At 68.7% G+C, this 13297-nt stretch carries 12 protein-coding genes; 6 read left to right on the forward strand and 6 right to left on the reverse strand.

The genetic code is table 11. The features are described from left to right. Nucleotides 1-11: 11 nt before the first annotated feature. Nucleotides 12-737 (forward strand): acetoacetyl-CoA reductase, encoded by a 726-nt coding sequence (phbB, locus tag ACZ2G3_RS13575; RefSeq protein ID WP_470396553.1) that lies wholly within the window; start codon nucleotides 12-14, stop codon nucleotides 735-737. Between the two features lie 72 nt (nucleotides 738-809). Here the strand turns inward: phbB and ACZ2G3_RS13580 are convergent, their stop codons facing one another. The 3 genes from ACZ2G3_RS13580 to ACZ2G3_RS13590 are packed head-to-tail and all read right to left on the reverse strand — an operon-like array spanning nucleotide 810 to nucleotide 1995. Beyond that, a complete protein-coding gene (locus ACZ2G3_RS13580) occupies nucleotides 810-974 on the reverse strand; it encodes a YdcH family protein (protein WP_419270465.1) in 165 nt (54 codons plus the stop codon). Between the two features lie 60 nt (nucleotides 975-1034). Further along, a complete protein-coding gene (locus ACZ2G3_RS13585; RefSeq protein ID WP_470396555.1) occupies nucleotides 1035-1793 on the reverse strand; it encodes a tRNA1(Val) (adenine(37)-N6)-methyltransferase in 759 nt (252 codons plus the stop codon). Further along, nucleotides 1786-1995, reverse strand: a complete 210-nt coding sequence (locus tag ACZ2G3_RS13590) for a putative signal transducing protein (RefSeq protein ID WP_419270468.1) — start codon at nucleotides 1993-1995, stop codon at nucleotides 1786-1788. Before ACZ2G3_RS13590 ends, ACZ2G3_RS13585 begins: the two co-directional genes overlap by 8 nt. Nucleotides 1996-2069: 74 nt before the next feature. On the opposite strand from ACZ2G3_RS13590, the gene ACZ2G3_RS13595 reads away from it, so the two are divergent. Next, nucleotides 2070-3071 carry a polyprenyl synthetase family protein gene (locus ACZ2G3_RS13595; RefSeq protein ID WP_470396557.1) on the forward strand — a complete coding sequence of 334 codons (1002 nt, stop codon included), beginning with the start codon at nucleotides 2070-2072 and terminating at the stop codon, nucleotides 3069-3071. Nucleotides 3072-3218: 147 nt separating this feature from the next. Here ACZ2G3_RS13595 and ACZ2G3_RS13600 read toward each other — a convergent pair whose 3' ends face one another. Then, nucleotides 3219-4550: an ammonium transporter gene (locus tag ACZ2G3_RS13600; protein ID WP_470396558.1), complete on the reverse strand. Its 1332-nt coding sequence runs from the start codon at nucleotides 4548-4550 to the stop codon at nucleotides 3219-3221. 366 nt (nucleotides 4551-4916) lie between these two features. On the opposite strand from ACZ2G3_RS13600, the gene ACZ2G3_RS13605 reads away from it, so the two are divergent. Further along, nucleotides 4917-7196: a transglycosylase domain-containing protein gene (locus ACZ2G3_RS13605; protein ID WP_470396559.1), complete on the forward strand. Its 2280-nt coding sequence runs from the start codon at nucleotides 4917-4919 to the stop codon at nucleotides 7194-7196. A gap of 139 nt (nucleotides 7197-7335) precedes the next feature. On the opposite strand, the gene ACZ2G3_RS13610 is transcribed toward ACZ2G3_RS13605, so the two are convergent. Beyond that, complete coding sequence (locus tag ACZ2G3_RS13610; protein WP_419270476.1) at nucleotides 7336-7956, reverse strand: MlaC/ttg2D family ABC transporter substrate-binding protein; 621 nt, start codon at nucleotides 7954-7956, stop codon at nucleotides 7336-7338. Next, nucleotides 7928-8719 (reverse strand): MlaA family lipoprotein, encoded by a 792-nt coding sequence (locus ACZ2G3_RS13615; protein ID WP_470396560.1) that lies wholly within the window; start codon nucleotides 8717-8719, stop codon nucleotides 7928-7930. Before ACZ2G3_RS13615 ends, ACZ2G3_RS13610 begins: the two co-directional genes overlap by 29 nt. A 127-nt stretch (nucleotides 8720-8846) precedes the next feature. Between ACZ2G3_RS13615 and ACZ2G3_RS13620 the strand changes: the two genes are divergently transcribed. The 3 genes from ACZ2G3_RS13620 (at nucleotide 8847) to ACZ2G3_RS13630 (ending at nucleotide 13288) form a co-directional block, all read left to right on the forward strand. After that, nucleotides 8847-10598, forward strand: a complete 1752-nt coding sequence (locus ACZ2G3_RS13620; RefSeq protein WP_470396561.1) for a type I secretion system permease/ATPase — start codon at nucleotides 8847-8849, stop codon at nucleotides 10596-10598. Beyond that, on the forward strand, nucleotides 10595-11911 hold the full coding sequence (locus tag ACZ2G3_RS13625; protein WP_470396563.1) for an HlyD family type I secretion periplasmic adaptor subunit: 1317 nt from the start codon (nucleotides 10595-10597) through the stop codon (nucleotides 11909-11911). Before ACZ2G3_RS13620 ends, ACZ2G3_RS13625 begins: the two co-directional genes overlap by 4 nt. Before the next feature lie 66 nt (nucleotides 11912-11977). Then, on the forward strand, nucleotides 11978-13288 hold the full coding sequence (locus ACZ2G3_RS13630) for a short-chain fatty acid transporter (protein ID WP_470396564.1): 1311 nt from the start codon (nucleotides 11978-11980) through the stop codon (nucleotides 13286-13288). Nucleotides 13289-13297 lie beyond the last annotated feature (9 nt).

Raw genomic sequence — 13297 nt, forward strand, 5'->3', positions numbered from 1 at the left:
AGGGGGGATTTATGTCCAAAGTCGCACTGGTCACCGGGGGGTCGCGGGGAATCGGCGCCGCCATTTCGCGGGCGCTGAAGGATGCGGGCTATACCGTGGCCGCCAACTATGCCGGCAATGACGATGCCGCCAAGGCCTTTACCGAAGAGACGGGCATCAAGACCTACAAATGGTCGGTGGCCGATTACGACGCCTGCGCGGAAGGCGTGAAGCAGGTCGAGGCCGACCTGGGGCCGATCGCCGTGCTGGTCAACAATGCCGGCATCACCCGCGACGCGATGTTCCACAAGATGACGCCGCAGCAGTGGAAAGAGGTCATCGACACCAACCTGAGCGGGTTGTTCAACATGACGCATCCGGTCTGGTCGGGCATGCGCGACCGCAAGTTCGGCCGGGTCGTCAACATCAGCTCGATCAACGGGCAGAAGGGCCAGGCGGGTCAGGCGAACTATTCCGCGGCCAAGGCGGGTGATCTGGGCTTTACCAAGGCCCTGGCACAGGAAGGCGCCCGCGCCGGCATCACCGTCAACGCCATCTGCCCCGGCTATATCGGGACCGAGATGGTGCGCGCCATCGACGAAAAGGTCCTGAACGAGCGGATCATCCCGCAGATCCCCGTCGGCCGCCTGGGCGAACCCGAGGAGATCGCGCGCGCGGTGGTCTTCCTGGCCGCAGACGATGCCGGCTTCATCACCGGCGCGACGATCAGCGCGAATGGCGGTCAGTACTTCGTCTGACGCTGACCGAAACGAAAGCGGCCCGCGCATCTTGCGCGGGCCCTTTTCATGAAAACGTCACTGTTCAACGGCTCAGTGGGCAAGGCGGGTGATCTGTTCCTTCAGGCGAAGCTTTTCGCGCTTCATCGCGGCAATCTCGATATCGTTGGTGCCGGGACTTTTCTGTGCCCTTTCAACGGCGGCAGAGAGGTTCTGGTGTTTCTTGCGAAGCTCCTCGACATGGGAAGCAACCGACATCGCGTTCTCCTCTGGGTTTAGTGTCGAACAACCTCACTCCAGCACAGGTCATTGATTCTGTCACGCGGCTTTCGCAATTCCCAAGTCGATCGGCGCGCCGTTGCGCAAGACGGCGGCAGCGGCCTCCGTCAGGTCCTCGCCGTCCTTGTCGTGGCGCGGCGCCGCATGGGTCACGAAGGGCGCCAGAAGCCGCAGGGGCGTGGCTGCCCCCTTGCGGGCCGTGACCAGGACGCGCCCCGCCGGCTGGCCCTGCCGGCCGGCAATCGGCAGGATGGTGACCGCCCCCGCCCGGCCCGCCAGCGCGCTGATGACGCCGTCCAGGCGGTCAGCCCGCTGGATCAGCGTCAGCCAGCCTCCGGGACGCAGCCGTCGAAGGCCCGCGTCGATCCACAGCGCCAGAGGCGTCTCCTCGCGCCGCGCCTCGGCCCGGCCCGCGTCTGGGGCGGGCGTGCCGCCCAGGAAATAGGGCGGGTTCATCAGCACGTGATCAAAGCTCATCGCCCGCAGGTCGGACGGAGGCGCCGCCAGGTCGCCGGTCCGCACCGTCATGGGGATGTCGTTCGCGGCCGCGTTGGCCCGGGCCAGGTCGGCATAATCCGCCTGCCGTTCCAGCCCGGTGATGGCAAGGCCCCGCACCCGCCAGCCCAGGCAGAGACTGGCGACGCCGACGCCGCAGCCCAGTTCCAGCACCGTCTGGCCGGGCTGCGCGGGACAAGCCGCCCCCAGCATCACCGCGTCGGCACCGGCCCGATAGCCGCGCAGGGGCTGGGCGATCCGCAGGCGGCCGTCCAGGAAACCGTCCTGCCGGATCTCAGTCATCCAGCCCGGCATCGCGCAGGATGGCCCGGGCCACGAAGGCGTCCCGGTCGGCCACCATCAGCCGCTGCGGCAGGATCCCGATCGAGCCTTCCAGGACGCTCATGTGCTGGTCCATCTGGAAGGTGACGATGCCTTCGGCCTCCAAGAGGCTGGTGGCGGCCGACATGCGCACGGGATCGTTGCTGCGGAAAAGCTCTTTCATGCCCGCGACGTTAAGGGGCGGTTGCGCATTTGTCGATGCCGTGGCAATGCGTGGGCGCAGACACGGGGTATGGCATGACTGTGCAGGAAAACGTCCGCAAACCGCTGGATCGGCTGTCCGAAGCCTTGGCCGCCGAGATGCAGGCGGTGAACGCGCTGATCCGCGATCGCATGGCCAGCAGGCATGCGCCGCGCATCCCCGAGGTCACCGCCCACCTGATCGAGGCCGGGGGCAAGCGGCTGCGCCCGATGCTGACGCTGGCCGCGGCCCGAATGCTGGATTACGCCGGACCCTATCACGTCCACTTGGCCGCCACGGTCGAATTCATCCACACCGCGACGCTGCTGCATGACGATGTCGTGGATGAAAGCCGCCAGCGGCGCGGCCGGCCGACGGCGAACCTTTTGTGGGACAACAAGTCCAGCGTGCTGGTCGGCGACTACCTGTTTGCCCGCAGTTTCCAGCTGATGGTCGAGCCCGGCAACATGCGCACGCTGGAGATCCTGGCCAATGCCAGCGCCACCATCGCCGAGGGCGAGGTGCTGCAGCTGACCGCCGCGCAGGACCTGGCGACGGATGAAGCCGTCTATCTTCAGGTGGTTCGCGGAAAGACCGCGGCGCTGTTTTCGGCCGCGACCGAGGTGGGGGGCGTCATCGCCGGGGCGCCCGACGACCAGGTGCAGGCGCTGTTCGACTATGGCGACGCGCTTGGGATCGCCTTCCAGATCGTCGACGACCTGCTGGATTACGGCGGGGCGACCGAGACGATCGGCAAGAATGTCGGCGATGATTTCCGCGAACGCAAGCTGACCCTGCCGGTCATCAAGGCGGTCGCCAGGGCCGATGCGGATGAGCGCGCCTTTTGGTCGCGCACCATCGAGGCGGGCGAGCAGCGCGAGGGCGACCTGGACCATGCGCTGGCGCTGCTGGCACGGCATGGCGCGATGGAAGCGGCGCGGCGCGATGCGCTGGACTGGGCCGCCCGTGCCAAGGCCGCGTTGCAGATCCTGCCGCCGCATCCGATCCGCGACATGCTGTCCGACCTGGCCGATTTCGTCGTCAGCCGCGTCGCCTGACCTCCCTTACCCGCCGTCAGCGCATCGTGCACCGGTTGTGCACCGGTCGCGCACAGCGATGATCCCGCATTATTTTCCGTTCCGCAAACGGAAGGGGCGAGCCGCTTGCGCGACCCGCCCCCTCTCCGGGAAGAGACCTTGGATGGCTTACTTGGCCTGGACGAAGTCGGGATAGGCCTCCATGCCCATCTCGGAAATGTCGAGGCCGTTGATCTCGGCTTCCTTGCTGACGCGGATACCCATCGTCGCCTTGAGGATCGACCAGACCACGAAGCTGACGACGAAGACGAAGGCACCGATGGCGGCGATCCCGATCACCTGCGTCACGAAGCTGGTGTCGGGATTGGTGACCGGGACGACCAGGGTGCCCCAGATCCCCGCGACCAGGTGGACCGGGATGGCGCCCACGACATCGTCGATCTTCATGCGGTCCAGCATCGGGACGACCAGGCAGGCGATGGCGCCGCCGATGCCGCCGATCAGGACAGAGGCGAAGATCGAGGGGGTCAGGGGTTCGGCCGTGATCGAGACGAGGCCGGCCAGCGCGCCGTTCAGCACCATGGTCAGGTCGATCTTGCCATAGACCAGCTGCGTGACCAGGATCGCCGCCACGACGCCGCCCGAGGCCGCCATGTTGGTGTTGACCATGATCCGGCTGACATCGGCCGCGTCATTGATCGTGCCGAGCGCCAGCTGCGAGCCGCCGTTGAAGCCGAACCAGCCCATCCACAGGATGAAGGTGCCAAGCGTCGCCAGCGCCAGGTTTGAGCCGGGCATCGGCTGCATCCGGCCGTCGGGGCGGAACTTGCCGCTGCGGGGGCCGAGGACGATGACGCCGGCCAGGGCCGCGAAGCCGCCGGCGGCATGGACAAGGGTCGAGCCCGCGAAATCGGCGAAGCCCAGTTCCGACAGCCAGCCGCCACCCCACTGCCAGCTGGCCTCGATCGGATAGATCACGGCGGTCAGGACGATGGTGAAGAAAAGGAAGGGCCACAGCTTGACCCGCTCGGCCAGGGTGCCCGACACGATCGAGGCGGTGGTGGCGCAGAACATCAGCTGGAAGAAGAAGTCCGAGCCGACCGAATAGTCGTCGCCCGCCCCCGCGCTGCCGACGGCATCGAGGCTGGCAAAGCTGAACAGCTCGCCCATCCAGCCGTCGACCACCCATTCGCCCGGATACATCAGCTTGTAGCCCAGGAGCCAGTACATGATGCCCGCGATCGCAAACAGCGAGATGTTCTTGAACAGCTGGGTCGTCACGTTCCGGGAGCGCACCAGCCCCGCCTCCAGCATGGCAAAGCCCGCGGCCATCCACATCACCAGGAAGCCGCCGATCAGGAACAGGAGCGTGTTGAAGATGTAGGCGACATCCGCGCCGACGGCGGCAGCCGCCTCCGCGGGCGCCGCGGCCTCTTGCGCGGCGGCCGGCAGGGCTGCCAGCGCCGCAAGCGTCGCGATGAGCGGGAGGGTCTTGGTCATGTCATTAAACCTCGCTTCGTGCCACAGCCGCCGGACCGGCCGTTGTCGCCCCCTTCATCTGCAATTCGCACCGCCGGGCAAAGCCGCGCCGCCACTGACGCACCGCCGAAACAGGAACTGCCCGTTTTGCGGGCGGATTCGCGGGCCTCTGCGCCGCTTTCGGGCAGGTGCCGTCTGCAGGCGCACGCGAACTGCCCCGCTGCTGTGCAACCTGCGCAATCGCCCGCCATGCCGGCCCGTGGCGATGGGCGGCCGGCCGCCCATCACGGATTGGTCACCCCAATTCCCCTGCGCCGAAACTTGCTGTAGGGTTGCCGCAATTCTGGCCGGGCCAACCGGCATGGCAGTCACGCAGGCATCCTTCGCATGAAACGACCCACCGGCACCCCGACCCGCACGGGCAAGAGCCCCGTTGCAGACAAGCGCAGCCCCGCGGCGCCGCCCGAAGGCGGAAAGCCGCGCAAGGTCAAGCGCCATCCCCGGCCCCGCCGCGGCGGCATCCTGGGCTGGATCGCGGGGCTGGTCACGCTGGTCTGGCGGATCATCTGGGGCTCGATCTGGCGGCTGGCCATGGTCGTGGCGCTGATCATCGGCGCGGCCTCGGCCTATTTCTACGTGGGCCTGCCCGAGGCGCAGGCGCTGTTCGACGGCCGCGCACGCGGCAGCGTCACCATGCTGGACCGCGACGGGCGCGTCTTTGCCTGGCGAGGCGAGACCTATGGCGCGGTCGACAGCGACCAGATCGCCCCGGTCCTGCGCGAAGCGGTGATCTCGGCCGAGGACCGGCGCTTTTTCCGGCATTTCGGCGTCAGCCCGCGCGGCATCGCCAGCGCCATCCGCATCAACCTGGCCGAGGGTCGCGGCCCGCTGGAAGGGAACGGCGGCTCGACCATCACCCAGCAGGTGGCCAAGCTGCTGTGCCTGGGCGAGACCTTCGATCCCCGGCGCTTTGCCAACGAGGCCGAGTTCGAGGCCGATTGCCGGTCGGGCGGCGTCTGGCGCAAGATCAAGGAGATCCCCTTCGCCTTCGCCATGGAGGCGAAGTACAGCAAGGACGAGATCCTCAGCATCTACATGAACCGGTCCTATCTGGGCGGGGGTGCCCGCGGCTTCGAGGCCGCGAGCCAGGTCTATTTCAACAAGCCGGCCAGCCAGGTGAACACCTCGGAGGCGGCGATGCTGGCGGGCCTTTTGCCGGCACCCAGCCGCTATGCGCCCACGGCCAGCCTGGAGCGCGCGCAGAACCGCGCCAGCGTGGTTTTGGGCCTGATGGCGCAGGAAGGGTATCTGACCGAGGCCGAACTGGCCCAGGCCCGGGCCAACCCCGCGACGCTGTCCAAGGCGGCCAGTGCGCGGGCGGGCGGCTATTTCGCCGACTGGCTGATGGAATCGGGGCCGGGCTTCCTGACCAGCGAGACGACCGAGGACGTCACCATCACCACCACCTTCGACCAGCGCATCCAGCGCGCCGCCGAACGGGCGCTGCAGCGGATCTTCGACGAGAAGGTCAAGGACGGCTCCGCCTCCGAGGCGGCGGTGGTGGTTATGTCGGCCGACGGCGCCGTGCGCGCCATGATCGGCGGGCGCGACACCCGCGTCAGCGGCGTGTTCAACCGCGCCACCCAGGCCAAGCGCCAGACCGGCTCCAGCTTCAAGCCCTTTGTCTATGCGGCGGCGCTGGAGGCGGGTTATTCACCCGCGGACCGGATCGAGGACGGGCCGCTGACCATCCGCATCCCCGGCGGGCGCAACTGGTCGCCGCAGAACTATACCCGCAACTATCGCGGCATGGTCACCCTGACGCAGTCGCTGGCGCAGTCGCTGAACACGTCGACCATCCGCCTGCAGGAGGCGGTGGGCCGTGACGCGGTGATCCGGGTCGCGCGCGATTTCGGCATCGTCAGCAACCTGACGACCAGCCCCTCCCTGGGCCTGGGCGCCTCCGAGGCGACGCTGCTGGAACTGACCGGCGCCTATGCGGGCATCCGCAACGGCGGCACCTCGGTCGCGCCCTATGGCGTGGTCGAGGTCAGCGTGCAGGGCGACGACCGCCCGCTGATGGGCCAGACCGGCGGCTTTGGCCAGCGGGTGATCAGCCAGCGCGCGGCGGGCCAACTGATCTACATGATGCAGAAGGTGATCCAGGAGGGAACCGGAACCCGCGCCAAGCTGGGATCGCGCCCGGTGGCGGGCAAGACCGGCACCACCAGCAGCTATCGCGATGCCTGGTTCGTGGGCTTTACCGAGCAATACGTGACCGGCGTCTGGATGGGCTATGACGACAACACGCCGCTGTCGGGCGTCACGGGCGGCGGATTGCCGGCCGAGATCTGGCAGGCGGTCATGTCCGAGATCCACGATGGCCTGCCCGAACTGGCGCTGTCGACCGTCTCGCCCGATGGCAGCGGGATCATCATGTCCTCGGGTGATTCGACGCCGCGCGTGGTGACCAGCGGCTCGGCCGACGATCCGCTGGCGGCGGCGCTGGCGGGCGTCATGAACACGGTCGAGGCCGAGCGCACCGGCCGCGTCGTCACCGCACCCACCGAGGTGACCGGCGCGCCGGCGACGCCGGGCAACAGCACGGAGGCCTCGTCGGACGATGCGCTGAGCCGGGCGCTGAACGGGATCCTGGGCGGGAACTGACGAAAGGTCCCTGCCCCCAGGAACAGCAACCGCCCGGTCCGCGCCGGGCGGTTTTTTCATGCCTAGGAAGATCATGGCGGCGAACGTGACGGCGCCCGCCCCCCGGCCAGGGCGGGCGATGGTCGCAGGCCCTGCGGGGTCAGCCCGCCTGTTGCAGGTCGGCGGTCAGCGCGGCCAGATCGCCCTGACGGCGGGCCAGCATGGCGCCGATCTCGGCCCGTTCGCTGGCCAGCATGTTCACGCCTTCGATGATGATGTTGAAATAGAGGTCGCGGCCCGAGCGGTCCGAGACATGCCATTCGACCTCCATCGGCGCGCGCCCGTTCAGATAGGCGACCGAGGTCACGGCAAAGAAGCTTTTCAGCGGCCGCGCGCCCGTCACCTCGATCCGCGAGCCGATGAATTCGTGGAACCGCTTGCCGTACTTGCGCCCGATATAGCCCTGGAAGGCCTGCTTGTAGGCGGCGAACTCGGCCGCGCCGGCCTGGCGCGCCGCAGGCCCGAGCGCGGATCGCGCGATCACGTCCACATCTGCGTAGCGGGCAAAGATCGCCTCGAAGTCCTGGTACATCCGGGCCGGGGGCTGGCCCGAGTTGATGACCTGATAGACCTCTCCCAGGGAGCGGTCGATCAGCGCATGGGCGCCGTTGGCATCCAGCGCATGGGCCGGCCGCCAGGGCAGGAGGACGGCAATGCCGGCGCAGGCCAACAGGCCCAGGACGCCGCGCCGGTCAATCGGTGTAGGGGTCGATCGCGTCATCGTCATAGGGGTCGTATTCGGCACGCTCTTCTCCCAGTTCGTGGCGGCGGTTCATCAGCCAGATGAGCCGCGTCTGCGCGTAGCTATCCGCACTTCCCTGCAGAATGCCATCCACGGTGTCCGAGAACCGGGCGCGATCACCGGCTTTTGAGGCGACGCGCAGGGCAAGGACGGCAGCCGCGTCGCGACCGTCCAGCAGGTGATAGAGCGGGTCGATCAGCAGGTCGACCACGCGACCGGCCGCATCCCGCTGCGTCGAGGGGCCCAGCAGCGGCAGTTCCAGATAGGCGCCCTCGGGGACGCCCCAGACCGCCAGGGTCTGGCCGAAGTCGGTGTCGCGCTCGGTCACGCCGAAACTGTCCGCGGCGGGGTCGAAGAGGCCGCCAAGCCCGAGGGTCGAGTTCACCGCAAAGCGGGTCAGGTTCTGGCCTGCATCCCCCGGCTTGCCCTGCAAAAGCCCGTTCACCGCCTTGACCGGCAGCGACAGGTTGCGCCCGGCGTTGATGACCATCTGCCCCGGCCCGATCGGCTGGCCCGGTTCGGCCGGGGCCTGTGCCGTCCCCTCCCCGTCCGCGCCGCGAACGCGATGCGCCACCGGGCCGATCACGCGGCTGTACAGGCCCTTGTTGAAGGCATGGACCCGGCGGTTCTGCGCCTCATAAGGATCGTTGATGGTGATGCCGTCCCGCTGGACCGGCTGCGAGGCACAGCCGGCCAGCCCCAGAAGGGCAAGGCAGGCGGCGGCGGTGAGAAGCTGGCGCAAAGGAATTGTTAACCTTTAGATGCGAGGACTGTGCCAAGGCTGGCGCAAGGCTGGCCCGGTGATATGGTCGCCCAGGGAACGAGGCAACCCCCCGCCGCGGCGGGTGCGGTAACGTGAAGGCTGCAAGATGGTCCAGGCGGCATATCCTCATGACGGCGAGCGCGAGCTGCGTGCCGCCCGCGCGACCAGCTGGCGGCTGTTCCTGGCGGTCGGCCTGTTCTCGGTCGTCGTGAACCTGCTGATGCTGACGGGGCCGCTGTTCATGCTGCAGGTCTATGACCGCGTGCTGGCCTCGCGCTCGGTCGAGACGCTGACGGCGCTGTTCATCCTGGTGGTGTTCCTGTTCCTGCTGATGGGCGTCGTGGACCTGATCCGAAACCGGGTGATGCAGCGCATCGCCGCCCGCTTTCAGGACCGGCTCGAGGGGCGGGTGTTTGGCGCGGCGCTGCGCGAGGGCGCGCTGCGCGGCAACGAATCGGCTGCCACCGAGGGGGGAATGCGCGACCTGGACGCGGTCCAGCGGCTGATCGGGTCGCAGGTCATGCTGGCCTTCTTCGACCTGCCTTGGGCGCCGCTGTTCCTGGGCGCGGTCTATATCTTTCACCCGCTGCTGGGGGTCGTCGCGACGGCCGGCGGGCTGATCCTGGTGATGGCCACGATCCTGAACCGCAGCATGAACCGCCTGCCCCTGCAACGCGCCAACACCGCCGGCGCACAGGCGCAGCGGATGGCGGATCTTTACCGCGACGAGGGCGAAGTGATCGGTGCCCTGGGCATGCGCGGGGCGACCTTCGCCCGCTGGCGCCTGGCGCGCGAGGATGCGCAGGAGAACGTGGTGCGGGCGGGCGATGTCTCGGGCGGGTTCACGGTGTTTTCCCGCAGCTTCCGGCTGTTTCTGCAAAGCGCCATGCTGGCCGCCGGCGCCTGGCTGGTGCTGCGCCAGCAGCTGACGCCGGGGGCGATGATCGCCAGTTCGATCGTGATGGGCCGCGCGCTGGCGCCCGTGGACCAGTTGGTGGGCGGCTGGCCCGCCGTGCAGGCCGCACAGGACGGCTGGAAGCGGCTGGCCGGCCTGCTGAGCCGCCAGCCGCCCGAGACGCCGCGCACCACCCTGCCCCGCCCCGAGGCCCGGCTGGAGGTGCGCAACCTGTCGGTGGCGCCCCCAGGCGAGGGGACGGCGACCCTGCGCGGGGTCAGCTTCGGCGTCGCGCCCGGCACCGCGCTTGGGGTCATCGGGCCGTCGGGTGCGGGCAAATCCACGCTGGCGCGGGCGCTGATCAGCGCCTGGCCGGTCGGTGCGGGCACGATCCGCCTGGGGGGCGCGACGCTGGACCAGTACCACCCGGATGTGCTGGGCGGGCTGATCGGCTACCTGCCCCAGCAGGTCACCCTGTTCGACGGCACGATCGCCGAAAACATCGCCCGGCTGGCCGACCGCCCCGACCCCGAGCGCGTGGTGCGCGCGGCGCGCGCGGCCGCGGCGCACCAGATGATCCTGGACCTGCCGCAGGGCTATGACACGCGCATCAGCCAGACGGCCGGGCGGCTGTCGGGCGGGCAGATCCAGCGGATCGGCCTGGCGCGCGCGCTCTATCCCGACCCGGTGCTGCTGGTCCTGGACGAGCCGAACTCGAACCTGGACAACGAGGGGTCGGAGGCGCTGAACCAGGCCATCCGGCGCCTGAAGGCGCAGGGCGGCGCGGTCATCATCATGGCCCATCGCCCCGCCGCGATCACCGAATGCGAGACCCTGCTGGTGCTGGAGGATGGCATCCGCCGCGCCTTTGGGCCGCGCGACAAGGTGCTGGAACAGATGGTGCAGAATGCCAATCAGATCAGGCAGGCGCAGGTGGCGGGCCAGAAGGGCGGTGTCGCATGACCGGCGGCGGAACGGGCACCGATGCGCGCTGGCCGGTGCGCGGGCCGGTCATCTGGGGCATCCTGTCGGTCGTGCTGCTGGTGGGCGGCTTCACCCTCTGGGCCACGCAGACCAGCATCTCTGGCGCGGTGGTCGCCAGCGGCCAGGTCGAGGTCGAGCAGAACCGCCAGATCGTGCAGCATCCCGACGGGGGCGTGGTGGACCGCATCGCCGTGTCCGAGGGGACGGCCGTAGAGGCGGGACAGCTGCTGCTGGCGCTGGACGGGACCCTGCTGCAGACCGAGCACAGGATCGTCGAGGGCCAGTATTTCGAAATCCTCGCCCGCCGCGGACGGCTGGAGGCCGAGCGCGACGATGCCGAGGCGGTGAGCTTTCCGCCCGAACTGGTCGAGGCCGCGCAGACCTCAGGGGCGCTGGCTGACCTGGTCGAGGGTCAGTCGAGCCTGTTCCGCACCCGCCTGGACACGCTGCGCCAGTCCCTGGACCAGCTGGCCAAGCAGGCCGAGCAGATCACGTCCGAAGTCGCGGGGATCGATGCTCAGATCGCCGCCCTGACCCGCCAGCGCGACCTGATCGCCCGCGAGCTGGCCGACCAGCAAAGCCTGCTGGACCGGGGCCTGGCCCAAGCCTCGCGCGTGCTGGCGCTGGAGCGCGAGGCCGCGCGGATCGACGGAGAACTGGGGTCGCTGCAGGCCAGCCGCGCCTCGGCCGCGATCCGACAGACCGAGCTGCAGATCCAGCGCCTGCAGCTGGCCGCCGAACGCCGCGAGGAGGCCGAGACGCAGCTGCGTGACCTGGGCTATCGCGAACTGGAACTGGCCGAACGGCGCCGCAGCCTGACCGAGCAGATCAGCCGGCTGGACATCCGTGCGCCGGTGGCGGGGCTGGTCTACAACATGCAGGTGACGACGCCGCGATCGGTGCTGCGCCCTGCAGATCCGTTGCTCTACATCATCCCGCAGGACCGGCCGCTGGTCATCGCCGCCCGCGTGGCCACCATCAACATCGACGAGGTCCAGTTGGGCCAGCCCGTGGCGCTGCGGTTTTCCGCATTTTCGTCGCGCACCACGCCCGAGATCGACGGGCGGCTGGACCGCATCTCGGCCGATGCGATGATCGATGAGGCGACGCGGGCGCCCTATTACCGGGTCGAGGTGTCGATCCCGCCCGAGGAGCTGGAAAAGCTGGGGACGCTGGCGCTGGTGCCCGGCATGCCGGTCGAGGTCTATATCCAGACCGGCCAGCGCAGCCCGATGGCCTATCTGATGAAGCCGCTGACCGACTATTTCACGCGCGCCTTCCGAGAGACCTGACCGCCCGCGGCTTGTCATTCCCGCCCCCCTGCCGCAGCTTGGCCCGCGTCACAAGGGAGGGAAACGATGCTGAGAATCCTGTCACGGCCGGCGACGCGGCTGATGGAACGCTGGCTGCCCGACGCCTTCATCTTTGTCATCGTGCTGACGCTGCTGGCGGCGCTGGCGGCGGTGCTGGTGCAGGGCACCGGCCCGCTGCAGCTGGTGCGGATGTGGGGCGACGGCTTTTGGGAGCTGCTGTCCTTTTCCATGCAGATGCTGCTGGTGCTGGTGACCGGCTTCATTTTGGCCTCGTCGCCACCGGTGCGCCGGATCCTGGCGCGGCTGGCGCGCCTGGCCCACAGCCGCGGCGGCGCGATCCTGCTGGTCAGCGTCGTGTCGCTGGCCGCCAGCTGGATCAACTGGGGCTTTGGCCTGGTGGTGGGCGCGATCTTCGCCAAGGAACTGGCGCGCCAGATCCGCGTCGATTACCGCCTGCTGGTGGCCGCGGCCTATTCCGGCTTTGTTATCTGGCATGGCGGGCTGTCGGGCTCGATCCCGCTGGTGATCGCGACGCCCGGACATTTTACCGAAGACCAGATCGGCGTCATCCCGACCTCGGACACGATCTTTGCGGGCTGGAACCTGCTGATCGTGCTGGCCGTCGCGATCGTGGTGCCGCTGGCCAACCGGCTGATGCTGCCGCTGGAACACGAACAGGTGCTGGTCGACCCCGAACAGCTGCGCGACCGGGCACCGGCACCGCGCCGCGCCGCCCCCACCCCGGCCGAATGGCTGGAGAACAGCCCGCTGCTGATGTACCTGGTTGGCCTGGCCGGCCTTGCCTGGCTGCTGCTGCACTTCTTGGACGGCGGCGGGCTGAACCTGAACGTGGTGAACTTCCTGTTCCTCTTCGCGGGCATCCTCTGCCACGGCACGCCCCGCAGCCTTCTGGCGGCGCTGGAGGAGGGCGTGCGCGGCGGCGCGGGCATCGTGATCCAGTTCCCCTTCTACGCGGGGATCATGGCGATCATGGTGCAAAGCGGGCTCGCGGCCAGCCTGTCGGAATGGTTCGTGTCGATCTCGACCGCCGAGACCCTGCCCTTCTGGAGCTTCATCGCGGCCGGGATCGTGAACATCTTCGTGCCCTCGGGCGGGGGTCAATGGGCGGTGCAGGCGCCCGTGATGCTGCCTGCGGCCGAGGCTCTTGGCGCGGATGTGGCCAAGGTCGCGATGGGCGTGGCTTGGGGCGATGCCTGGACGAACCTGCTGCAACCCTTCTGGGCGCTGCCGATGCTGGGCATCGCGGGCCTGAAGGCGCGCGACATCATGGGGTTCTGCATGATTCACCTGGTCATCGTGGGCCTGGTCGTCGGCACGATCCTTTGGGTGGTCTGACCTCCGAAT

This window comes from Paracoccus sp. KKT209 (assembly GCF_055635455.1).